Here is a 23,791-nt window from a genome sequence, read left to right as displayed (position 1 = left end):
TTGTACTCCTTTTAATGTGTTGCGTCAGGAAGCGTGAATCCCATAGTGCTATCGGTAAATAATCTTGTGTCCATCAGTTTTAAATCTGGTGAGATAACCGGTGAAAAATCCATCTTGTCAAGAATATCCCGTTGCAGATCGACGCCAGGCGCAATTTCAATTAAATGCAGGCCATCTTGTTTGAGAGTGAAAACCGCACGTTCAGTGATGTAACGCACGTCTAACCCGCGCTCAAGCGCAATTTTTCCACTGAACGTAATTTCCGGCAGTTCGCTGACGAATTTTTTCACGCGACCTTCCTGCAGAATATTTAATTTGCCATCGGTAATTTCAGTTTTTAAACTTCCGGCCGTCAGAGTTCCGCAGAAAATAATTTTTTGCGACGTTGCGCTAATATCGATAAACCCGCCGGTGCCCATAATTTTGCCGTTGAATTTATGTACACCGACATTACCGTGTTGATCCACTTCGGCAAAACTTAAATAGCAGACATCGAGCCCACCGCCGTGATAAAAATCAAATTGTGAGGTCATATCAAGGATCGCGCGGGTGTTGACATTAGCGCCGAAGGCCACGCCCTGAGAGGTAATACCGCCCACCGGGCCAGTTTCTACGGTCAGCACGAAGTCATCGGCGCAGCCTTCCTCGCGAGCGACCAGACCAATACCGTCGGCAATGCCTACGCCCACATTGCCTACCGCGCCTTTACGCATTTCAAACAGCGCGCGTCGGGCTACCAGCTTGCGCTGATTAAGGGGTAGGGTAAGCTGCGTACTATCATCAAGAGTGAAATCCCCGGAGATAAATCGGTTCACCGGCGCGCCGCCATAGAGTTGCGTCTGGTCGGCGTCGACAACCACAATATCCACCAGATAGCCGGGAATACGCACGGATTTTGGATGCAGCGTGGCTTTTTTTACCATTTTCTGCACCTGCATCATTACAATACCGCCATTATTGTGAACGGCCTGGGCGATCACCAGCGCATCAAGATACATCACCTCATCTTCAAATGATGCATAGCCTTCGCTGTCGCAGGTGGTGGCGCGGATAAAAGCCACATTAGGCGCTATCGCTTTATAATAGAGATATTCTTTATTATCGATCTCTACCAGCTTAATGAGATCTTCTTTAGTCACGTCGTTTAATTTTCCGCCCTGTTGGCGAGGGTCGACAAAGGTACCAATACCGATATCGCTCAGAATACCCGGCTGGTGTGCGGCGCTGGCGCGCAGCGTCTGGGTTAATACGCCTTGTGGGTAGTTATAGGCGGCGATTTTATTTTGTTCAGCCAGTTCAGAAATACGGGGAGATTGCCCCCAATGTCCGCATAGCGCCCATTTTACCAGTCCCTCCTGCGCCAGCGGGCTGATGCCGCGATCGGCGCGGTCACCTAATCCGGTAGGGCTAATAATAGATAAATCTCGTGGTGACTGGGTTGTTTGATATTTATCTGCCAGTGCGGTAATTAATGTTGTCGCTTCGAGAATACCGCCGCCTGCGCCCAGAATACATAAAGTGGCCTCATCTGGAATATAATTTACTGCTTCTTGTGCAGAGAGCACGGGAACGCGGCCATTAATGCGTGATGGCTTATTGATTTTCATATTTACTCCACTATTATCCCTGAAAACAATATCGATATAACCGTGTTAAGGTAATAAAGACAGCGGCTTTCAATGAATATGGAACATATTCATGTCAGATAACTATTTATTTTATTGTGGCAGAAAGAGAATATTCCGCCACACGATAAAGTATTACGCCTGGTGCAATATAGTTAATACGGTACGCAGATCGGCTACCGATATTTGTCCCGGCGCAGATGCTTTTTTCACCGCGCCAAACGTTGCCGCAGAACCGAACACTTCGCCGGCAAGACGAGATATTACCCCGGTTTTCGACATCGACATGGTAATAATCGGACGATCCGCATAGCGCTCCTGCATTTCTACAGTGGCGGTAAGTAAGGTCAGGACATCGGCTTTAGTCTGTGGCATGACGGCGATCTTCGGAATATCAGCGCCCAGTTCCTGCATTTTACGCAGACGCTGAACAATCTCTTCCGCTGCGGGCGTTTTATGAAAATCATGGTTAGACATGATCACCGCAACATTGTGTTGATGAGCATAGCCGACGGTGGCTTTCACCTCATCGTCGCCGGTAAAAAGCTCAAGATCGATCATATCGACCAGACCGCTGTCAACCGCTGCACGATTCAGATCGATATACTGTCCGGTGGTTAGCGCCTGTTCGCCGCCTTCTTTCGCGCTGCGGAAGGTAAATAGCAAGGGTTTATCGGTAATAATCTCCCGGATGGCGCCGGCGGCCTCAAGTACGCTTTCCGCCGTTGTCACGTTGGCAAAATGGTCAACGCGCCACTCCAGAATATCGAAATCCGCTTCACGGTAGGCGAGTGCTTCCGATTTCACATCGGTAATGGTTTTTCCCATTAGCGACACAATGATCTTTGGCGCGCCTTCGCCAACCACGAGATCTCTTACAGTTACGGTTTTCATTTGGTACCCTTCATTGTCATTCGTCGCAATTATAATTTTACCGGTCAGGCTGTGAATCCCATCACCTGCTTTACATAGTCCAATGGAAACGCTTTTCCTGTCCACAGTTCAAACTGTTCGGCTCCTTGCCATAACAACATGCCGTAACCATCAATTGTTTTGCAACCAGCTTGTTGCGCCTGCTGCAATAACTTTGTCATATGCGGATTATAAACACATTCGGTGACCAGCAATTCAGGGCGGAGCAGGGAAACATCGCCGATCAGGGATTCGTTCTCCAATGGTTTCATGCCAACTTTGGTGCCGTTCGTCAGAATATCTGCGCTGGCAAGCGCTTCAGTAAAAGCGTGCTGATCGGCAAGATCGGTGACGGTAACGACACAATCAGTGTTTTCATTCACCCGCTTCGCAAAGGCAACCGCTTTTTCGAAAAAGTCATCTTTACGGTTAAACAGTTTAATTTCCTTAATGCCTTCAATAGCTGCCTGGGCGCCAATGGCGGTAGCCGCGCCTCCCGCGCCGAGCAGCACCATGGTTTTTCCCCGCATATCGAAACCGCTTTCTTTAATTGCCCGAATATGGCCCGTACCATCCGTGTTGTAGCCGCGTAGATAGCCGTCATCGTTAACAATGGTGTTGATAGCGCCAACCAGTTTTGCTGCTGGCGTTAATTCATCGACATACTCACACGCGAGCTGTTTGTTTGGCATGGAGACGCCCGTACCGCGCATTTTTAATGCTTTCAGTCCTTCAATGGCGCTGGCAAACGTCGTGTTATCCACTTCGAAAGCCATATAGGTATACGGTAGCCCCGCTTTTTCTAACGCTTTGTTTTGCATTTCGGGCGATAAGCTATGACGGATAGGATACGCCATAAGACCAATTAATTCATATTTTGCGGTAACATCCATTTTATACTCCTTAATAAGTGGACAGTGCAGAGCAGGGCGCATGCCTGTTGCGCATCGTTAACATTTTTACTGGAAATAATGCTCGCCAAATCGGACATCGTTTTGCGGGATCTTAAATACGCGATAATAGCGAATAAATACAATAATGGCGGTGATAAATGTCAGTAGTGCAAAGGCAAAATCTAACAAAATGATATATTGCAGGCCAATAGTAGAGAGATAACCGGTAATCAGTGGGATAAGAAAGTTAGCTACGCCCCCCATCATCATATATATACTGGTGACTTTAGCTTTACTCTTAGGGAAAAATTCCGACATTACCGATACGCCTAATTGTAAAATACCTCCAGCAGCGGAAAAACCAATCACGAAGGCGCCAGCATTACAGATCAGTGGAGAGGGATACAGGTAAATTGCCGCAGCGGTGATTGTCGCCAGCCCGGCATTGAAAACATTGGCCCAGATGGGGCGAACCATTTTTTTCAGCAATGCGGCAAAAATAAACACGCAAACCAACGATCCCATACTGTAATAAGAGATGGTTTTCAGCGCGTCGGATTCCGCCATTCCGGCGAAGGCCATCGCATATTTAGGCATCCAGACCACAATCACATAGAAGGTTGAGAACGCGGCGACGCCAAATAAAACGGAAGCTACGCCTTCCAGCCAGACGAGGGGAGTACTGTTCATCTGGGGTAATTCTTTCGCAATACTGGCATCGACAAGTTGGCTGGGAAAACGGCTTTTCAACAGCATCAACGTGATGAGGACGAAAAGGATACCGGGGATTACCACCGCGTAGCCGTACCAGATATGGTTGACTAGCAAGGCGCTGACGATAAGGGGATAAATCATTTGCCCAAAAGAGACCATCGCTTTAACCAGAATAACTGCCGAGCCCGATGCTTTGGGAAAACACTCCATTAATGCAGGGTATCCGCCGGTATCCAGCGCGGAGTTCGCCACGCCGACACACACCGCTAATATGAAAGCGATCATCAGGTTAGGACTGGCGGGAATACCGAAGAAAAACAGCATATATAGTACGGCGCCAAGCAGTATTATTGCCCGACGGCCAAATTTATCGGACAGTACGCCAAAGAATAAAATACTGACCAGACGACCAAGACCAATGCCAGAGATTAAATAGGCAATACCGGCACTATCCGTGGAGAATTTCTGTGCAAGGGAGGTCATGTTCTGGGCTAGTGTAATAACACTCATGCCGTGGAGAAAGTAACTAAAATAAATGCAGATAACAGCCAGCAAATATGGCATGTTGCGAGCCTTGTTCTGAGACATTTGTTCACAGCTCCTTGCTGATGGTTTGATTCAATGTCCTGCTTATTACTGCTTTACTACATGCAGCGATTGTTCAGTAACACTATAAGTCGGTACTGTCGTTATATGTACATAACATGGCGTTTAAAATGCCAGGTTTATTGCATTGATAGCATTTCATTTGTTAGCCAGGAAATATAAAAATTGCTGCGAATTTGTTGTTTAATACATATAACTCGTGATGCTCATCGCAATTTTTCTGATAAGTGTGAAGATAATGAATAATAATTAACACGAAAATTACATTTTTTGTTTCCCGGTGATAATGGCTAACGTTTTATTTTGCATAGCAAGGCAATAATATTGCAACTGGCACGCTAACATTTATTGCGCGGTTGACGCTGCTTCAGCGTGATGTTGTGATTCAGCCCGACTTCGGTAACCGATGAACAGTGCGAGGAGAAATCCCACTGCGGCGATACCGGTATCAAACCACATAATATGTGCAATGCTCATTTCTGAAATCCGCGCTGTGATCAACGGAATAGTGAACGTCGCGATACTGCCGGCGCTGTAATAAATACCGGTCGCTTTACCTTTCTCCTGTGGAAAACGGGACGCCATCAGCGTCAGGCCGATTTGTACTACGCCACCGGCGGAAGAGAATCCAATGACGAATGCGAAGATCATAACAATATAGGTCTGAGGATGCAGGCAGACCGTCAGAAGCGCAATAAAAGAGATAAAGGTATAAAACATCAATAATGTGGTAGAGCGAATTGTTTTTCTGACCAGCGGGGCGGTAATAAAAACGCAGAGTAGCGATCCGCAGGTATAAATACTTAACAGTTTGATGGATTGGGTATACGACATTCCTGCGACGAACTGTCCATACTGCGCCAGCCACTGGCTGATAAGATAAAAGGTTGCCATCGAGATATAGCCATAAAGGGTGTAGCTGATAAGATCGATGAGGGAGCAATGATGTACGCCTGTGACTGGCGCTTGCGAGATTTTGGGCTTCAATATCCGACCAGGATAGGGTGGAAAAGGGCAGCGTAATAAAAACAGAGCATTAATAAGCATGATCGCCCCGGCAAGCAGGAAGGACCAGCCAAACCACATATTAGCCCAGACTAATAAACTGATAATAATGGGCAACAAGAATTGCCCGCCAGAGACAAATGCTTTGATCAGAATATTTGCCGTACTGGGGGAGCGAGGGAAGGCTTCCATCAAACTGGGATAGGTACCTGCATCTAAAAAACTGTTGGCCATACCCGCTAAAAAGCCACAGGCATAAGCGACAAAAATCGTCTGAGCATAAAGAATGCCAATGAAAAAAATCAGGTAACAGGTGGTCCCCAGAATGATAAAAGGACGGCGACCAAAGCGATCGGAAAGCATACCGGCGATTAACAAAACGCTTAGCCGGCCAATACCAAGCGAAGAGATCACAATAGATACGCCTGCGGCACTGGTATGCCATTGCTGTTCAAGCGATGACATGTTCAGGCTCATCAGGATAACCCCCATGCCATGTACAAAGTAATTAAAATACAACCCTACAGCGGTAGGGAAATAACGATTTTTCATATTATCTGACTCAGAGATGCCGCCTGAACGTTACAGTGGTATACACAGGCAGGAAGCATATTGGATAGGGTGACAAGTCAATGTCGTGATTGTGTGGCTTTCTATCCGGTATCAATACGATGCGGCGATAAAGTTTACGTCTAACACAGCCGCTCCAGATCATGTGCGAAAAGTTCGGCAGCAACAGATTGATAAATTTTCCACTCGATAAAATCCCCCTCTGTATAAATGGACTGAAAAGAAGATAAATCAGGGAAGTAACGCATTGTATTATTGCCGATGCGGTTATTTATTTTGTCAACAATGGCGTTAATTCGTCGCTGTCTCCTGGCTTTCATTTCCTTTAGCCTGGCAATGATTTCTGGAGAGATGGGTATGTCGCCAGCTTCCCATCGTTGCCAGGTTGCCGAATTATTATCCTGGGTGATATAGATTGTGCATTCTTCAATCGTCATATCAAAAATACGCCGTAGTGCTTGTAGTTCTAACGCGTTCATCATTTTTTAGGCTTTTATATGAAAAAAGTGATGCTATAAATAGCACCACCGACACCGTTTCGACTTGAACAGAATCACACTATTTTGTGCAATATTATTTGTTCGTTGCAGATATCGCGGTGTTGAAGGAAAACGGGAGCTGGCTTATGTAACAATGCGGCGAAAAAAGTTAAAAAAAAAGCCCATCGTAGGAGACGGGCAAAGACTACACACAGCAATTCGTTGTTTCACTCAGGGGATTTCCATGCTTATAAATCAATGTGTTGATTTATAACCGTGTGCTAATAGTAGGCATGAGCACTTTTTGCGTCGATCAGATTCGTCTCAATAGTTTAAAAACTGTAACGGATTTGCGACAGAAATGAGATGCGGCGGGGAACAGACGGGCGAATCAAAATGGAGTGTGCGTTGAATTGATAAACGTCGCTAAAGCATCGGGCGGCAATGCCGCCCGACGGGATTATGACTGCTTGTTGGCTTCCTCGATATCATCCAGCTCTTCAAGGATCTCCTCTGGTTCATTCGTCGGCGCCGGAACTTCATGTACCCATGCGGAGAACAAACGCCAGGTCACGGCCAGAAGCACCGGTCCAATAAACAGACCAATCATACCGAATGCAATCAGGCCGCCGATTACCCCGGAAAGGATCAGAAGCAGCGGTAAATCGGCGCCCATGCGGATGAGTACCGGGCGAATCACGTTATCCAGAGTGCCGACGACGGCGCTCCAAACCAGCAGCACGGTGCCCCAGGTGGTGTCGCCTGTCCAGTAAAGCCAGATAATGGCTGGAATCAATACCGGCAACGGCCCCAACTGAACCAGACACGAAAGGATCATCACTACCGTCAACAGAGTAGCGTAAGGCACGCCGGAAATCGCCAGCCCGACGCCGCCAAGTACCGCCTGTACCAGCGCGGTGACCACCACGCCAAGCGCCACGGCGCGGATCGCCTGGGCAGCCAGCAGAACCGCCGCATCGCCGCGTTTAGCCGCGAGACGACAGGCAAAATGGCGTATACCCATCGCCACTTGTTCGCCGCGCCAGTAAAGCAGGGCGCTAAACAACAGCATCAGGGCGCAGTGCATCATAAAGCGTCCGATATGCGCCGCCTGACCGACAAACCAGGTCGTGGTTGTGCCGATATAAGGCCGCACTTTCGCCATAATAGCGCTACCGCCCATATCCAGCAGGCTATGCCATCCGGCATACAGTTTGGCGCCAACCAACGGAATATTATTTAACCATGCCAGATCGGGTAGCGTCATATCGCCGCCGGTCACTGCATGGATGAGCGGGCCGCTACCATCGACAATGCTGTTCACCAGCAAGGCGACGGGAATAACGAAGAGCAGCACTAACAGCAGCGTCATGACCAGTACGGCAAGCGAGCGGCGGCCCCACAATATTTTTTGTAATTTCAGCAAAACGGGCCAGGTCGCGATAACAATCGTACCTGCCCATGCAAACCCCAAAATAAAAGGCTGTACTATCCACAAACAGGCCACAATCATGATGGCTAAAAACAGCACCGATAGCAGCACTTGCGCAATATCCCTGGGCTGACGAACATTTACCATAAATACTTTTCACCTTTGTCTTTGCGCCAGAACGTTGGCGCGACGTGAACATGCAAACCACACCCTATAATGATGAGCAATTTCAGCGGTTTTTAACAGGCCGATTCTGCATGTAATTCTGTTGGGCGCACAGGAAAAAAATGTGATACAACAAATAACGCAACACGCAAACGATTAAGCATCCCTTCCTGTGCGTAGACCGCTCGCGCTCGCCGGGTTGGGCGCCACCGTTCACAACATAGACCGCAGGAAAAGGTCAATATAATGATTCCACAAATTTCTCAGGCACCCGGCGTCGTTCAGCTGGTGCTCAATTTTTTGCAGGCGCTGGAGCAGCAAGGGTTTACGGGCGATACGGCAACCAGCTATGCCGACCGTCTGACAATGTCGACCGATAACAGTATCTACCAGCTTCTTCCCGATGCTGTTGTGTTTCCCCGTTCTACGGCAGATGTCGCGCTTCTTGCCCGTCTGGCGGCGGAGCCGCGCTTTACGTCGCTGATATTTACCCCTCGAGGCGGCGGTACTGGCACGAATGGCCAGGCGCTAAACCAGGGCATTATTGTTGATATGTCCCGCTATATGAACCGCATTATTGAAATTAATCCTGAAGAGGGATGGGTGCGGGTAGAGGCGGGAGTGATAAAAGATCAGCTTAATCAAGCGTTAAAGCCGTATGGCTATTTTTTTGCGCCGGAACTTTCCACCAGTAATCGCGCCACGCTTGGCGGTATGATTAATACCGATGCCTCCGGTCAGGGTTCGCTGGTCTATGGAAAAACGTCAGATCACGTCTTAGGCATACGGGCCGTATTGTTGGGGGGCGATATCCTTGACACGCAATCGATGCCCGTAGAGCTTGCCCGGACGCTGGGTGAAAACACGACGACGCCAGGCCGCATCTATCAGACCGTCTATCAGTCCTGCCTGGAAAACCGCCAACTTATCCTCGATAGCTTTCCAAAGCTCAATCGCTTCCTGACAGGCTACGATTTACGCCACGTCTTTAACGATGACATGACCCGCTTCGATCTCACCCGCATCTTAACGGGGTCGGAAGGGACGCTGGCGTTTATTACTGAAGCCCGGCTGGATATTACCCCGATACCCAAAGTCCGCCGTCTGGTGAATGTAAAATACGACTCCTTTGATTCCGCGCTGCGTAACGCCCCTTTTATGGTTGATGCGCGCGCCTTATCCGTCGAGACGGTCGATTCCAAAGTCCTTAACCTCGCGCGGGAAGATATTGTCTGGCACTCCGTTAGCGAATTGATTACCGATGTGCCGGATAAAGAGATGCTTGGCCTGAATATCGTGGAATTCGCGGGTGACGATGAAGCGCTTATTGACGGACAGGTCGAGGCGCTGTGCCACCGGCTGGATGGCCTGATGGCGCGAGCGGAAGCGGGCGTGATCGGCTGGCAACTTTGTACCGATTTGACGGGTATTGAGCGTATTTACGCGATGCGTAAAAAAGCGGTAGGGCTGCTGGGTAATGCGAAAGGCGCTGCCAAACCGATTCCTTTCGCGGAAGATACCTGCGTGCCGCCTGAACATCTGGCCGATTACATCGCCGAATTTCGCGCTCTGCTGGATGGTCATGGCTTAAGTTACGGCATGTTCGGCCACGTGGATGCCGGGGTGCTGCATGTGCGTCCGGCGCTGGATATGTGCGATCCGCAGCAGGAACTGTTGATGAAACAGATCTCCGATGAGGTCGTCGCGCTGACCGCCAGATACGGTGGGCTGTTGTGGGGCGAGCATGGAAAAGGTTTTCGTGCGGAATACAGCCCGGCCTTTTTCGGCGAAGTTCTGTATGGCGAGCTGCGCAAAATAAAAGCGGCTTTTGATCCGCATAATCGACTTAACCCGGGTAAAATCTGTCCGCCGCAAGGGATAGAGGCGCCGATGATGAAGGTGGATGCGGTAAAACGCGGCACCTGGGATCGGCAAATCCCGCTGGCAGTGCGGCAGACCTGGCGCGGCGCTATGGAGTGTAATGGTAACGGCCTGTGCTTTAATTTCGATGCGAAAAGCCCAATGTGCCCGTCGATGAAAATTAGCCTTAACCGGATCCACTCGCCGAAAGGGCGGGCGACGCTGGTGCGGGAATGGCTCCGTCTATTGGCCGATCGCGGCGTCGATCCGTTGAAGCTGGAAAAGGAGTTGCCAGAAAAACGCGCCAGCTTACGCACGCTGATTGCCCGCACCCGGAATAGTTGGCACAAACGCAAAGGCGAGTATGACTTTTCCCATGAAGTTAAAGAGGCCATGTCCGGCTGTCTGGCGTGTAAAGCCTGTACGACCCAGTGTCCGATTAAAATCGATGTTCCGGAGTTTCGTTCACGTTTCTTACAGCTTTACCATACGCGTTATCTGCGCCCGGTACGCGATCATCTGGTGGCGACGGTCGAGACCTACGCGCCGCTGATGGCGCGTGCGCCAAAGACCTTTAACTTTTTTATTAACCAACCGGTGGTTCGTAATCTGGCGAAAAAACATATCGGTATGGTGGATTTACCTCTGCTTTCTGCCCCTTCATTGCAACAGCAACTGGTGGGCCATCCGTCTGCCAATATGACGCTTGAGCAACTGGAACGCATGAGCGCCGAGCAAAAAGCGAAAACGGTACTGGTGGTTCAGGATCCGTTTACCAGCTACTACGACGCCCGGGTCGTGGCGGACTTTATCCGCCTGGCGGAAAAACTGGGCAGGAGGCCGGTATTGTTACCGTTCTCGCCGAATGGTAAGGCGCAGCATATTAAAGGTTTTCTTAATCGCTTTGCGAAAACGGCGAAAAAAACCTCTGAGTTCCTTAATCGGATCGCCGCGTTGGGGATGCCGATGGTGGGTGTCGATCCGGCACTGGTGCTGTGTTATCGCGACGAATACAAACTGGCGCTGGGCGAACAGCGCGGCGATTTTCATGTGTTGCTGGTGCATGAATGGCTGGCGCAGGAAATAAATGCAAGACTGTCCGTCGAGGTGAGCGGCGAACCGTGGTACTTTTTTGGTCATTGTACGGAAGTCACGGCTTTACCCGGCGCGCCTGCGCAGTGGGCCGCCATCTTTGCCCATTTTGGCGCGAAGCTGGAAAATGTCAGCGTAGGCTGCTGCGGTATGGCGGGCACTTATGGACATGAACTCACCAATCATAAAAATTCGCTGGGAATTTATGAGCTATCCTGGCATCAGGCGATGCAACGTTTACCGCGAAACCGTTGCCTGGCAACCGGTTATTCCTGCCGAAGCCAGGTTAAACGCATTGAAGGTACGGGCGTGCGTCACCCGTTGCAGGCATTACTGGAGATTATAGGTTGATCTGGAAACGTGAAGTGACCCTCGATGCGCTTAATGCGATGGGGGAAGGGAATATGGTTGGCCTGCTTGATATCCGCTTTGAGCGTATTGGGGACGATACGCTGGAAGCGACAATGCCCGTCGATCATCGCACCAAACAGCCGTTCGGCTTGCTGCATGGCGGAGCGTCTGTGGTGCTGGCGGAAAGTATCGGCTCGGTCGCAGGTTATCTGTGTACGCAGGGGGAGCAAAAGGTGGTGGGGCTGGAGGTGAATGCCAACCATGTACGGTCGGCGCGTCAGGGGCGCGTACGAGGCGTCTGTAAAGCGTTGCATACCGGGGCTCGCCATCAGGTCTGGCAGATAGAGATCTTTGATGAACAGGGACGTCTGTGCTGTTCTTCGCGTCTTACTACAGCGATTGTGTGACGTTGTCACCATAAAAGTGTGATGCATATTGCTTTTGGTCAAAATGTGCGCAGAAAAAGGTGATATACTGTGCACGTTTACACATAAGCGAGGATGATATGTCTACTGATTTGGACCCAACCCAACTGGCGATTGAATTTTTACGCCGTGATAAAACCGAACTTTCTCCCGCGCAGTATTTGAAGCGTTTAAAACAGCTGGAGTTAGAGTTTGCCGATCTCCTCACCCTCTCAGCAACCGAACTGAAAGAAGAGATCTATTTCGCCTGGCGGTTGGGCGTGCATTAATAAAGTCTGTGTAGGCCGGATAAGGCGTTAGCCGCCATCCGGCTATGTTACCAGGCAATCTCACCAGACCTTGTCCCCAGGTAATAGATAACCCCCTTGATTTTGTTTAAAAAAAATACAGATCGCCATTTGTGCTAAAAAGGCGCGCTCTCTTTATGAGATTATTCTTATGCCCCTTCAAGAGCTAAGCCATTAAGAGTGCCGGAGATAAGCGCCGGATGGGGCCGGAACCCTTAAGCCTGTATTGAACAGACTTAAGGGTTTTTCTTTTCCGGGCGCGTAAAAAACTAAGGTCTGTCAATAACCGCCGGCATGTCGTCAGCCGTATGATTATTCAAAATACGGTTAGCCAGCACCCCTGACATCATCGATCCGTTAACGTTCAGTGCCGTGCGGGCCATATCAACGATAGGTTCGATGGCAATAAAAATACCGACCAGCGCAACGGGAAAATTCAACGTCGACAGGACAATCAGCGCCGCGAACGTACCACCGCCGCCGACGCCGGCTACGCCAATAGACCCTAGCGCAATGGCAGGCAACATCGCGGCCAGAAAATGCAGCGAGAGCGGATCGATGCCGATGGTGGGCGCAATCATCGCTACCATAATAGCCGGATAAATCCCGGCGCAGCCATTTTGCCCCATACTGGAGCCAAACGAGGCGGAAATATTGGCAATGGTGCTTTGTACGCCAAATTTTTCCTGGGCGGAAATGGCCAGCGGGATAGAGGCTGCGCTGCTGCGGGAAACAAACGCAAAGGTTAAGACGGGCCAGACCATTCTGAAATAACGCGCTGGATTATTAGCGCTGAGGATCAGCAAGATGGCATGCACGATAAACATCATAAAAATCGCGATGTAACAGGCACCGATAAAACCAAGTAAGCTGGCGAATTGTTCAAGGCGGTATGATGAAAATACGGTGGTCATTAATGCCATGACGCCATAGGGCGTTAATGCAATAACGATACGTACCATCTTCATGACCCATATCTGAATAGCGTTAATGCCTGCGCTTAATTTCTGACCTTCTTCCGGCGCCTCTTTTTTGACCTTTAACAGAGCGATCCCCGCTATTAGCGTGAAGATAACGATGCCGATAACGGAAACACTTCTGGCTCCCGTAAGATCAAGAAAAATATTAGTCGGAATCAGCGATGTCACTAACTGGGGAATCGACACCGCGGCAGTCTTATTGACTTCTTCCGTAGTTAACATTGACGGCATGTGCACAAAAGCGCTGGCGTCAAGCCCCAGCACATGAGCGGTCAGTAATCCGATAAAACCGGCAACCATCACCAGGCATAACATGCATCCGACGATCGTCAGCGACATTTTTCCGATGCCGGCACTATTTTCCAGTTTATTGATGGCGGAAAGAATAGAAATAAAAATTAGCGGTATAGCGACCAGTTTTAGCAGGTGGACGTAACCATTGCCGACGATGCTGTACCATTCGATAATAGTTTTAGTGTGATTTGCTGAAATAAAATGCAGGGATAAACCAATAACAGCCCCTAAAAAGATAGCGATAAAAACGCTTTTCGACAGGGAATCGCTTTTTTGATTAATTCTCAAGATGACCCACGAGAAAACCAAAAAAAGTGCGATATACGCGAGCGTAACAACCATATTTTAAGCCTCTTGCCTCATTCAGCACCTGAAATGCCGGAAAGAGTTTACATAAACCTATAGCTCAAACTGAGTTATAGAACCGCAGCGGATTATAAAGAGCGCAACGCCAGGTATCCATACAAAAAATGGGGTTCTGACCTCGCCGCCCGGCAATGTCGACAGCCTATTAATTAAATAGTCATTTTCTATACATCTTTTCGTTTTTGACCTGTCAGAACGGTTAATATCTTATAAATCATTACTTATCAAAAAGTTAAGTTGTTTTTTGTCTGTCGTATGACCTGGCGGACAGGGTCTATGCTTAATAAAAGGCGCTCAATATGACCATTTGTTGGAAAGCCCCTGCGGTTAAGGGGTTGAAGTGATAATCATTATCACTAACATGCTGTTATATCCTGGTGATTTAGAACGCGAGGTAACTCTATGGAATTGCATTCAGACACGTTTAACCCGGAGGACTTCCCCTGGCAAGGGCTGACGCTAACGCCAGCGGCGGCAGCGCACATACGTGAACTGGCAGAAAAGCAGCCGGGCATGTTGGGCGTGCGGTTAAGCGTAAAACAGACGGGATGTGCCGGATTTGGCTATGTTCTGGATACCGTTCGGGAGCCGGATAAAGACGATCTGGTTTTTGAAGCCGAAGGCGCAAAGCTTTTCGCACCGTTACAGGCGATGCCTTTTATTGACGGAACAGAAGTGGATTACGTACAGGAAGGGCTGAACCAGTTATTTAAATTTCATAACCCCAAAGCCCAGAATGAATGCGGCTGCGGCGAAAGTTTTGGGGTATAGGCGGTACTATGTCTCGTAACACTGAAGCAACGGAAGAGGTCGGCATCTGGACAGGCGGACGCCTTAATTACAAAGAAGGATTTTTCACGCAACTACCCACTGATGAACTGGCAAAAGGCATCAGCGAAGAGGTGGTGCGCGCGATTTCCGCAAAGCGTAACGAACCTGAGTGGATGCTGGAATTTCGTCTCAATGCCTATAGAGCCTGGCTGGACATGGATGAACCGCACTGGCTGAAAGCGCACTACGATAAATTGAACTATCAGGACTACAGCTATTACTCTGCGCCATCATGCGGAAACTGCGACGATAGCTGCGTTTCCCAGCCGGGAGCCGTACAGCAAACGGGCGCGAATACCTTTTTGAGTAAAGAGGTTGAAGACGCCTTCGAGCAGCTTGGCGTTCCGGTTCGCGAAGGGAAAGAGGTCGCCGTCGATGCGATTTTTGACTCGGTCTCCGTAGCGACCACATACCGTGAAAAACTGGCGGAACAGGGCATTATTTTCTGTTCTTTTGGCGAAGCGATACACGATCACCCTGACCTGGTCAGGAAATATCTTGGCACCGTCGTGCCGGGGAACGATAACTTTTTTGCCGCGCTGAATGCGGCAGTCGCTTCCGATGGGACATTTATCTATGTTCCCAAAGGCGTGCGTTGCCCGATGGAGTTATCCACCTATTTTCGCATTAACGCCGAGAAAACCGGTCAGTTTGAGCGCACGATTCTGGTGGCGGATGAAGGCAGCTATGTGAGTTATATCGAAGGCTGCTCCGCGCCCGTACGCGACAGTTATCAGCTCCACGCCGCGGTAGTGGAAGTCATCATCCATAAAGATGCTGAAGTAAAATATTCCACCGTACAAAACTGGTTCCCGGGCGACAACAACACGGGCGGCATTCTGAACTTTGTGACCAAGCGGGCGTTGTGCGAAGGGGAAAACAGCAAGATGTCGTGGACCCAGTCGGAAACCGGTTCGGCGATTACCTGGAAATACCCGAGCTGCATTCTGCGCGGTGATAATTCTATCGGCGAGTTCTATTCCGTTGCGCTGACCAGTGGACATCAGCAGGCTGACACCGGCACCAAAATGATCCATATCGGTAAAAACACGCGCTCAACCATTATCTCAAAAGGCATTTCCGCCGGCCACAGCCAGAACAGCTACCGTGGGCTGGTAAAAATTATGCCGACGGCAACCAACGCCCGAAATTTCACCCAATGCGACTCCATGTTGATTGGCGCGGACTGCGGCGCGCATACGTTCCCGTATGTTGAATGCCGCAATAACAGCGCGCAGCTGGAGCACGAGGCGACAACATCACGCATCGGTGAAGATCAGCTTTTCTATTGTCTGCAACGCGGCATCAGCGAAGAAGACGCTATTTCGATGATCGTCAACGGTTTCTGCAAAGACGTTTTCTCGGAACTGCCGCTGGAGTTTGCCGTTGAAGCGCAAAAACTGCTGGCGATTAGCCTTGAGCACAGCGTCGGTTAATGATGAAGGAAAAACCATGTTAAGCATTAAAGATTTACAGGTCAGTGTGGAAGAAAAAGCGATTTTGCGTGGCCTGAATCTGGAGATTCGCCCCGGCGAAGTTCATGCCATTATGGGGCCGAACGGTTCCGGGAAAAGCACGCTCTCCGCCACCCTGGCGGGACGTGAAGATTATGAGGTCACCGGCGGCTCGGTTACGTTCAAAGGTAAAGATCTGCTTGAACTGTCGCCGGAGGAACGGGCGGGTGAAGGGATTTTTATGGCCTTCCAGTACCCGGTAGAAATCCCCGGCGTCAGTAACCAGTTTTTCCTGCAAACCGCGCTGAATGCCGTGCGCGCCTACCGCGGGCAGGCGTCGTTGGATCGCTTTGATTTTCAGGATCTGATGGAAGAAAAGATCGCATTGCTGAAAATGCCGGAAGATTTACTGACCCGTTCGGTAAACGTCGGTTTTTCCGGCGGGGAGAAAAAGCGCAATGATATTTTGCAAATGGCGGTGCTGGAGCCGGAACTGTGCATCCTTGATGAGTCGGACTCCGGACTGGATATCGATGCGTTGAAAATTGTGGCGGAAGGCGTCAACGCGTTACGCGACGATAAACGCGCTTTTATTATCGTGACCCACTATCAGCGCATACTGGACTACATCAAGCCCGATTACGTCCACGTCCTCTATCAGGGGCGAATTGTCCGTTCCGGCGATTTTACTCTGGTCAAACAACTGGAGGAGCAGGGTTATGGCTGGCTTACCGAACAGCAGTAAAGCGCTACAGCAATGGCAACATCTCTTTGAAGAAAAAGGAGAAAGTCGAACTGAGCAGGCAAGACAACATTTACAACAGATGTTACGTCTGGGATTGCCGACGCGTAAACATGAAGACTGGAAATACACGCCGCTGGAGGGCTTAACCCATAGCCAGTTTATCCAGCAGTGTGCGACTATCAGCGCCGCACAGCGTGATGCGTTGGCGCTGCAAATCGATGCCGTGCGACTGGTGTTTGTCGATGGTCGGTTTATGCCAGAGCTCAGTGATAGCACGCAAAACAGCGGATTTGACGTTAGCGTCAGGGATGAGCGCCAGGCGCTTGCCGCGCCGGTGCAGCCTGAGGTTTTTCTGCATCTGACGGAAAGCCTGGCGCAATGTGTCACGTATATACAGGTACGGCGAAATCAGCGTCCAACGAGGCCGCTACTGTTAATGCATATCACGCAGGGTGTGGATGGCGACGAGCTGAATACCGCGCATTATCGCCACCATCTGGCGCTGGCGGAAGGCGCGGAAGCGACGGTTATTGAGCATTATGTCAGCCTTACAGCGGCAAAACATTTTACCGGCGCGCGTCTGACGATGAACGTTGCAGACAATGCGCAACTGCGCCATTTCAAACTGGCGTTTGAAAATGCGTCCAGCTATCACTTTGCGCATAACGATCTTCTGCTGGCGACAGACGCCTCGGCGTTTAGCCACAGTTTTCTGCTGGGCGCCGCAGTACTACGTCACCACAGCAGCTCACAACTGAATGGTGAAAACGCGACGCTTCGACTGAATAGTCTGGCGATGCCGGTGAAAAATGAAGTCTGCGATACGCGGACATGGCTGGAACATAACAAAGGCTACTGTAACAGCCGCCAGTTGCACAAGACCATCGTCAGCGACAAAGGACGCGCGGTCTTTAATGGCCTGATTAACGTGGCGCAACACGCCATTAAAACCGACGGTCAGATGACCAATAATAACCTGTTGTTGGGGAAACTGGCCGAAGTCGATACCAAACCGCAATTAGAGATCTATGCCGATGACGTGAAGTGCAGCCACGGCGCGACGATCGGGCGTATTGACGATGAGCAGATGTTTTATCTGCAATCACGCGGCATCAGGCAGCAGGAGGCGCGGCACATGATTCTTTACGCGTTTGCCGCAGAGTTAACGGAAGCTATCCATGATAGCGCCCTTAAACAGCAGGTGCTGGCGCGAATCGGCCAGCGACTGCCCGGAGGCCTGGTATGACATTTCCTGTAGAAAAAGTACGGGCGGATTTTCCCATACTGCAGCGTGAAGTTAACGGCCTGCCGCTGGCTTACCTGGACAGCGCAGCCAGCGCTCAAAAACCTAATCAGGTGATTGATGCTGAATCTGCCTTCTACCGTCACGGCTATGCTGCGGTACATCGGGGTATCCATACGTTAAGCGCGCAGGCGACCGAAAGCATGGAGAATGTGCGTAAGCAGGCGTCGCGGTTTATTAACGCCCGCTCCGCAGAAGAACTGGTGTTCGTGCGCGGTACGACGGAGGGCATTAACCTTGTCGCCAACAGTTGGGGAACGGAAAATATTCGCGCCGGGGATAACATTATCATCAGCGAGATGGAGCATCACGCCAACATCGTTCCCTGGCAGATGCTGTGCGAGCGCAAAGGCGCTGAACTGCGCGTGATCCCATTGCATCCTGACGGTACGCTGCGGCTGGAGACCTTAGCTGCGCTGTTCGATGACCGGACCCGACTACTGGCCATTACCCACGTTTCCAATGTGCTGGGGACGGAAAACCCACTGCCGGACATGATTGCGCTGGCGCGCCAGCATGGGGCGAAAGTGCTGGTGGATGGCGCCCAGGCCGTGATGCACCATGCTGTTGACGTCCAGGCGCTGGACTGCGATTTTTACGTTTTCTCCGGCCATAAACTTTACGGGCCGACCGGCATCGGCATTCTGTATGTTAAAGAGGCGTTGCTGCAAGAAATGCCGCCGTGGGAAGGGGGCGGGTCGATGATCTCGACCGTCAGCCTGACGCAGGGAACGACATGGGCGAAAGCGCCCTGGCGTTTTGAGGCGGGAACGCCGAATACTGGCGGCATCATCGGTCTCGGCGCGGCGATTGATTATGTGACGTCGCTGGGACTGGATAAGATTGGCGATTATGAGCAGATGCTGATGCGCTATGCGCTGGAGCAACTGGCGCAGGTGCCTGATATCACGCTATATGGCCCGGCGCAGCGGTTGGGCGTCATCGCGTTTAATCTGGGTAAACACCACGCTTACGACGTCGGCAGCTTTCTTGATAATTACGGTATCGCGGTACGAACAGGGCATCACTGCGCAATGCCGCTCATGGCCTGGTATGGCGTGCCGGCAATGTGCCGGGCTTCGCTGGCGATGTATAACACCCATGAAGAAGTGGACCGACTGGTGGCAGGATTAACGCGTATCCACCGCTTATTGGGATAACAGTGAGGTTTTATGGCTGCGCTACCGGATAAAGAAAAACTGCTGCGTAACTTTACGCGTTGCGCTAATTGGGAAGAGAAATATTTATATATTATTGAGTTGGGGCAGCGCCTGGCGGAGTTAAATCCGCAGGATCGTAATCCGCAAAATACGATTCATGGCTGTCAGAGCCAGGTGTGGATCGTGATGCGGCGAAACGCCAACGGCATTATCGAATTGCAGGGCGACAGCGACGCGGCGATCGTTAAGGGCCTTATGGCGGTGGTATTTATTTTGTACCACCAAATGACGGCGCAGGATATTGTGCATTTTGATGTCCGGCCATGGTTCGAAAAAATGGCGCTTGCGCAGCACCTCACACCTTCTCGTTCTCAGGGGCTGGAAGCAATGATTCGCGCAATTCGCGCTAAGGCCGCCACTCTTAGCTAAACTGTACAGACAGCGTTCTACCTGATGTCAAATCCTTTGTCGGACGGCGACGTCGCTTTATCCAGAGTGGATAGAGCGTGTATTTTGTTATTCTGATAAGCGAAGCGCTACCAGTCGTCGCAGAGGGCATCACCAGGAATACAGGAGGTTTGGTATGAAACGTGCGTCTTTCATTACGCTAACTATTATCGGCGCGTATAGCGCGTTACAGGCAGCCTGGGCGGTTGATTATCCATTACCGCCCGAAGGCAGCCGTCTTATTGGTCAGAATCAAACCTATACCGTACAGGAAGGTGATAAAAACCTGCAGGCTATAGCCCGGCGTTTTGATACGGCGGCGATGCTCATTCTTGAAGCGAACAATACGATTGCGCCGGTGCCTAAGCCCGGTACGCTAATTACCATTCCCTCGCAGATGCTATTGCCGGATGCGCCCAGGGAAGGCGTTATCGTCAATCTCGCGGAGCTACGGCTGTATTATTACCCGCCGGGAGAAAACCGCGTACAGGTGTATCCCATCGGCATCGGTTTGCAGGGACTGGAAACTCCCGTCATGGACACCCGGATAGGGCAAAAGATCCCCAACCCGACGTGGACGCCGACGGCAGGCATACGCCAACGTTCGCTTGAGCGGGGGATCACGCTGCCGCCGGTGATCCCTGCCGGGCCAAATAACCCGCTGGGACGCTATGCGCTGCGTCTGGCGCACGGTAATGGGGAATATCTCATTCATGGCACCAGCGCGCCGGATAGCGTAGGTCTGCGTGTGAGTTCCGGTTGCATTCGCATGAACGCGCCGGACATCAAGGCGTTATTTGCGCAGGTCAGAACGGGGACGCCGGTAAAAGTGATTAACCAGCCAGTGAAATTCTCTGTCGAGCCGAATGGCATTCGTTATGTAGAGGTACACAGGCCGCTATCGCCGGAAGAAGAGCAAAACGTGCAGACAATGCCCTATGTGTTGCCTGCGGAATTTACCGCGTTCAGAAACGCGCAAGGGGTGGATAGTCGTTTGGTCGATAAGGCGCTATACCGGCGAGCCGGGTATCCTGTCAGCGTGAGCGCCGGGCAGACGCCGGCGGTAAATACGACCGCAGTCGAATCCGCTCAGAACGGTTTTGTCGGGGAAGAGGGGCAAACGCGCGCGACGCAGTAGCCTTTGCAGCAAACGACGGACAAAAAAATGGCGCACGATGTGCGCCATTTTATATTGTGCGTCAAATTATTTACAGATGCGGAATACTTTGTTGTCCAGACGTTGGTTCGCGCGAGCAGCATCGTCTTTAGCAGCCTGAACGTCGGAACGCATTGCATTTACGTCATTACTCAGTTGCTCAACTTTAGCGCTCAGCGTCTGTACATCGGAAGACAACTGATCGATTTTAGCGTTGCTTGAACAACCTGCCAGTAACGTGGAACCCAGAACTACTGCACCTAAGATCAGCTGGTTAGTACGGTTCATAACAATAACATTATACTTTGTGTGGTTATGTGGGTAAAAAAAATGGCGCACGATGTGCGCCATTTTTATTACGCAGGTACTATTACTTACGGTATTTAGTAGCCTGGTTGTCCAGACGCTGGTTAGCGCGAGCTGCGTCGTCTTTAGCAGCCTGAACGTCGGAACGCATTGCGTTCACGTCGTTGCTCAGCTGGTCAACTTTAGCGTTCAGAGTCTGAACGTCAGAAGACAGCTGATCGATTTTAGCGTTGCTGGAGCAACCAGCCAGCAGAGTAGAACCCAGGATTACCGCGCCCAGTACCAGTTTAGTACGATTCATTATTAATACCCTCTAGATTGAGTTAATCTCCATGTAGCGTTACAAGTATTACACAAACTTTTTTATGTTGAGAATATTTTTTTGATGGGAATGCACTTATTTTTGATCGTTCGCTCAAAGAAGCATCGAAATGCATGAAAGTCCCTAAAAAACCGAAAGAAAACAGGGGGCTTCCATCGGATTCTTCTTAGATAATCCGCAATTAGATAGTAAAATCCGATTTGATTTTTTTATTAATAGTGGCTATCGATTAAATAAAAAAAGCGCCGGAAGGGCGCTTTTTTAAACAAATTAATTCACACAACAATTATTACAGTACGTGAACAGAGGCGGTGTTAGTGGTGCCGCTTGGAACCAGCGCGCCGGAGACCATCACTACGACGTCGCCTTTCTGGGCGAGGCCGCTTTGCAGGGCGACATCTTTGCCCAGACGGTAGAAATCATCAGTAGAATTGATTTCTTTCACCAGCTGCGATACCACGCCTTTGCTCAGTACTAACTGACGGGCGGTCACTTCATTGGTGGTCAATGCCAGGATGGTGGCGTCCGGGAAGTATTTACGCACGGCGCGAGCGGATTTACCGCCCTGGGTCGCTACCACGATCAGCGGCGCTTCCAGTTTTTCGGCGGTTTCTACCGCGCCGCGGCATACTGCTTCCGTAATGCGCAGTTTACGGCTGTCGTTGTTGTAGTCCAGACGGCTGTTCATGACGCGGTCGGTACGTTCGCAGATGGTCGCCATGATAGAAACGGCTTCCAGCGGGTATTTCCCTTTTGCGGATTCGCCGGACAGCATAACCGCATCCGTACCGTCGAGGATGGCGTTCGCAACGTCGCCTGCTTCTGCGCGGGTCGGACGCGGGTTTTTGATCATAGAATCCAGCATCTGAGTCGCGGTGATCACGACTTTACGTGCGCGGATACATTTTTCGATCATCATTTTCTGCGCAAAAATCACTTCTTCAACCGGGATTTCTACGCCCAGGTCGCCACGCGCAACCATGATGCCGTCGGAAGCTTCGAGAATTTCATCGAAGTTGTTCAGGCCTTCCTGGTTTTCGATCTTAGAGATAATCTGGATATTTTCGCCGCCGTGAGCTTTCAGATGCTCGCGAATTTCGACAACGTCAGAACGTTTACGGATAAAGGACGCCGCAACAAAGTCAACGCCCTGTTCGCAACCGAAGATCAGGTCCTGTTTGTCTTTTTCAGCCAGCGCCGGCAGAGCAATAGAAACGCCCGGCAGGTTAACGCCTTTGTTCTCGCCCAGATCGCCGTTGTTCAGCACCTTACAAATGACTTTATTGCCTTCGATGGCGGTCACTTCCATACCGATCAGACCATCGTCAACCAGGACGGTGTTGCCAACGCTCAGGTCGCTGGTAAAGCCTTCATAGGTGACGGCAACGATTTCATTATTACCGACCACGGATTTGTCGGTGGTAAAAGTAAAGGTTTGGCCCGCTTTCAGCGAAACGTCGTTACCGCCTTCCAGTTTAATGGTGCGGATTTCTGGTCCTTTAGTATCAAGCAGAATAGCGGCTTTTTTCCCGGTTTTGCTCATCACGTTGCGCAAGTTCTGGATACGCTGACCGTGTTCTGCATAATCGCCATGAGAGAAGTTCAGACGCATCACGTTCATGCCCGCGTCCAGCATTTTGCTTAACATCTCTTCGGATTCGGTTTTCGGACCGATAGTACAAACAATTTTCGTCTTTTTCATGACAGTCTTAGTCTTTAAGTTGAGGAGGATATGGAAATCTGGCTTCGGGCGCGCACGGCCCGGAAGCTAAGCCTGTGTTGCTAAAGTGATGATGCCTCGCTCTAAGGATAGGTGACATCGAAAGAGCGTGCAGAGGAATGTGTGCTCGCGTTTCAGCCCAACGGGAAGGGGATAATTTTAGTCGTTGAGTTTTACAGTCCAATGCGCTGAAACCATTCAAGAGACAATTGGCGCGCATTATACGCTGAAATTTACAAAAAAGGAAAATGAAAACCCTGTTTCAAAAGACATCTGTGCAGATCCACAACG

The 23,791-nt window shown here is 50.4% G+C and carries 22 protein-coding genes and 1 other RNA gene; 10 read left to right on the top strand and 13 right to left on the bottom strand.

The genetic code is table 11. From position 1 onward, the window contains the following. Nucleotides 1–11 precede the first annotated feature (11 nt). The 8 genes from QEN31_RS12760 to ydiK all read right to left on the bottom strand — a co-directional run bounded on the left by QEN31_RS12760 (nucleotide 12) and on the right by ydiK (nucleotide 8,383). Nucleotides 12–1,607, bottom strand: a complete 1,596-nt coding sequence (locus QEN31_RS12760; RefSeq protein WP_000700599.1) for an acyl CoA:acetate/3-ketoacid CoA transferase — start codon at nucleotides 1,605–1,607, stop codon at nucleotides 12–14. Nucleotides 1,608–1,760: 153 nt separating this feature from the next. Continuing rightward, nucleotides 1,761–2,519 carry a type I 3-dehydroquinate dehydratase gene (gene aroD, locus QEN31_RS12755; protein ID WP_000860225.1) on the bottom strand — a complete coding sequence of 253 codons (759 nt, stop codon included), beginning with the start codon at nucleotides 2,517–2,519 and terminating at the stop codon, nucleotides 1,761–1,763. Nucleotides 2,520–2,563: 44 nt separating this feature from the next. Then, nucleotides 2,564–3,430, bottom strand: coding sequence for a quinate/shikimate dehydrogenase (ydiB, locus tag QEN31_RS12750; protein WP_000383490.1), 867 nt, complete (start codon nucleotides 3,428–3,430; stop codon nucleotides 2,564–2,566). Between the two features lie 66 nt (nucleotides 3,431–3,496). After that, nucleotides 3,497–4,732: an MFS transporter gene (locus tag QEN31_RS12745; RefSeq protein WP_000081208.1), complete on the bottom strand. Its 1,236-nt coding sequence runs from the start codon at nucleotides 4,730–4,732 to the stop codon at nucleotides 3,497–3,499. Nucleotides 4,733–5,095: 363 nt separating this feature from the next. Beyond that, a complete protein-coding gene (locus QEN31_RS12740; protein ID WP_000797678.1) occupies nucleotides 5,096–6,307 on the bottom strand; it encodes an MFS transporter in 1,212 nt (403 codons plus the stop codon). 140 nt (nucleotides 6,308–6,447) lie between these two features. Then, nucleotides 6,448–6,807, bottom strand: a complete 360-nt coding sequence (locus QEN31_RS12735) for a YdiL family protein (RefSeq protein WP_000980452.1) — start codon at nucleotides 6,805–6,807, stop codon at nucleotides 6,448–6,450. A gap of 167 nt (nucleotides 6,808–6,974) precedes the next feature. After that, nucleotides 6,975–7,082: antisense sRNA RprA (gene rprA, locus QEN31_RS12730), an RNA gene on the bottom strand. Between the two features lie 182 nt (nucleotides 7,083–7,264). Further along, entirely contained in the window at nucleotides 7,265–8,383 is a 1,119-nt protein-coding gene (ydiK, locus tag QEN31_RS12725; protein WP_000248615.1) for an AI-2E family transporter YdiK, read from the bottom strand. A 264-nt stretch (nucleotides 8,384–8,647) separates the two neighbouring features. Here ydiK and ydiJ point away from each other — a divergent pair, with 264 nt between their 5' ends. The 3 genes from ydiJ to QEN31_RS12710 all read left to right on the top strand — a co-directional run bounded on the left by ydiJ (nucleotide 8,648) and on the right by QEN31_RS12710 (nucleotide 12,398). Then, nucleotides 8,648–11,704 (top strand): D-2-hydroxyglutarate dehydrogenase YdiJ, encoded by a 3,057-nt coding sequence (ydiJ, locus tag QEN31_RS12720; RefSeq protein ID WP_000612921.1) that lies wholly within the window; start codon nucleotides 8,648–8,650, stop codon nucleotides 11,702–11,704. Further along, nucleotides 11,701–12,111, top strand: a complete 411-nt coding sequence (gene menI, locus QEN31_RS12715) for a 1,4-dihydroxy-2-naphthoyl-CoA hydrolase (protein WP_000637930.1) — start codon at nucleotides 11,701–11,703, stop codon at nucleotides 12,109–12,111. Before ydiJ ends, menI begins: the two co-directional genes overlap by 4 nt. Nucleotides 12,112–12,209: 98 nt before the next feature. Further along, nucleotides 12,210–12,398: a YdiH family protein gene (locus QEN31_RS12710; protein WP_001537749.1), complete on the top strand. Its 189-nt coding sequence runs from the start codon at nucleotides 12,210–12,212 to the stop codon at nucleotides 12,396–12,398. A 287-nt stretch (nucleotides 12,399–12,685) separates the two neighbouring features. Here the strand turns inward: QEN31_RS12710 and QEN31_RS12705 are convergent, their stop codons facing one another. Further along, a complete protein-coding gene (locus tag QEN31_RS12705; RefSeq protein ID WP_099949675.1) occupies nucleotides 12,686–14,032 on the bottom strand; it encodes an L-cystine transporter in 1,347 nt (448 codons plus the stop codon). 426 nt (nucleotides 14,033–14,458) lie between these two features. Here QEN31_RS12705 and sufA point away from each other — a divergent pair, with 426 nt between their 5' ends. The 7 genes from sufA to ldtE all read left to right on the top strand — a co-directional run bounded on the left by sufA (nucleotide 14,459) and on the right by ldtE (nucleotide 21,134). Continuing rightward, on the top strand, nucleotides 14,459–14,827 hold the full coding sequence (sufA, locus tag QEN31_RS12700; protein WP_000418970.1) for a Fe-S cluster assembly scaffold SufA: 369 nt from the start codon (nucleotides 14,459–14,461) through the stop codon (nucleotides 14,825–14,827). Between the two features lie 8 nt (nucleotides 14,828–14,835). Next, complete coding sequence (sufB, locus tag QEN31_RS12695; RefSeq protein ID WP_000089383.1) at nucleotides 14,836–16,323, top strand: Fe-S cluster assembly protein SufB; 1,488 nt, start codon at nucleotides 14,836–14,838, stop codon at nucleotides 16,321–16,323. A 16-nt stretch (nucleotides 16,324–16,339) separates the two neighbouring features. Next, nucleotides 16,340–17,086, top strand: a complete 747-nt coding sequence (gene sufC / locus QEN31_RS12690; RefSeq protein WP_000948902.1) for a Fe-S cluster assembly ATPase SufC — start codon at nucleotides 16,340–16,342, stop codon at nucleotides 17,084–17,086. Continuing rightward, a complete protein-coding gene (gene sufD, locus QEN31_RS12685) occupies nucleotides 17,061–18,332 on the top strand; it encodes a Fe-S cluster assembly protein SufD (RefSeq protein WP_000907925.1) in 1,272 nt (423 codons plus the stop codon). The genes sufC and sufD overlap by 26 nt, the downstream gene beginning before the upstream one ends. Further along, complete coding sequence (gene sufS, locus QEN31_RS12680) at nucleotides 18,329–19,549, top strand: cysteine desulfurase SufS (protein ID WP_000143859.1); 1,221 nt, start codon at nucleotides 18,329–18,331, stop codon at nucleotides 19,547–19,549. Before sufD ends, sufS begins: the two co-directional genes overlap by 4 nt. Before the next feature lie 12 nt (nucleotides 19,550–19,561). Continuing rightward, on the top strand, nucleotides 19,562–19,978 hold the full coding sequence (gene sufE, locus QEN31_RS12675) for a cysteine desulfuration protein SufE (protein ID WP_000729468.1): 417 nt from the start codon (nucleotides 19,562–19,564) through the stop codon (nucleotides 19,976–19,978). 154 nt (nucleotides 19,979–20,132) lie between these two features. After that, nucleotides 20,133–21,134 carry a L,D-transpeptidase LdtE gene (gene ldtE / locus QEN31_RS12670; RefSeq protein ID WP_000817059.1) on the top strand — a complete coding sequence of 334 codons (1,002 nt, stop codon included), beginning with the start codon at nucleotides 20,133–20,135 and terminating at the stop codon, nucleotides 21,132–21,134. A gap of 66 nt (nucleotides 21,135–21,200) precedes the next feature. On the opposite strand, the gene QEN31_RS12665 is transcribed toward ldtE, so the two are convergent. The 4 genes from QEN31_RS12665 to ynhH form a co-directional block, all read right to left on the bottom strand. Next, a complete protein-coding gene (locus QEN31_RS12665) occupies nucleotides 21,201–21,440 on the bottom strand; it encodes a major outer membrane lipoprotein (protein WP_001082332.1) in 240 nt (79 codons plus the stop codon). 82 nt (nucleotides 21,441–21,522) lie between these two features. Then, nucleotides 21,523–21,759: a murein lipoprotein Lpp gene (gene lpp / locus QEN31_RS12660; RefSeq protein ID WP_001082307.1), complete on the bottom strand. Its 237-nt coding sequence runs from the start codon at nucleotides 21,757–21,759 to the stop codon at nucleotides 21,523–21,525. Between the two features lie 310 nt (nucleotides 21,760–22,069). After that, the gene (pykF, locus tag QEN31_RS12655) at nucleotides 22,070–23,482 is read right to left on the bottom strand and encodes a pyruvate kinase PykF (RefSeq protein WP_000751447.1); all 1,413 of its coding nucleotides are present in this window, start codon (nucleotides 23,480–23,482) and stop codon (nucleotides 22,070–22,072) included. 7 nt (nucleotides 23,483–23,489) lie between these two features. Next, nucleotides 23,490–23,720, bottom strand: coding sequence for a protein YnhH (ynhH, locus tag QEN31_RS25420; protein ID WP_418143684.1), 231 nt, complete (start codon nucleotides 23,718–23,720; stop codon nucleotides 23,490–23,492). Nucleotides 23,721–23,791: the final 71 nt, after the last annotated feature.

The sequence above is a fragment of the Salmonella sp. SA15303 genome, from assembly GCF_029962125.1.
In the GTDB taxonomy this organism is placed as follows: domain Bacteria; phylum Pseudomonadota; class Gammaproteobacteria; order Enterobacterales; family Enterobacteriaceae; genus Salmonella; species Salmonella enterica.
Note: the sequence above shows the minus strand (reverse complement) of the source record. Positions and strands in the feature narration are given on the sequence as shown.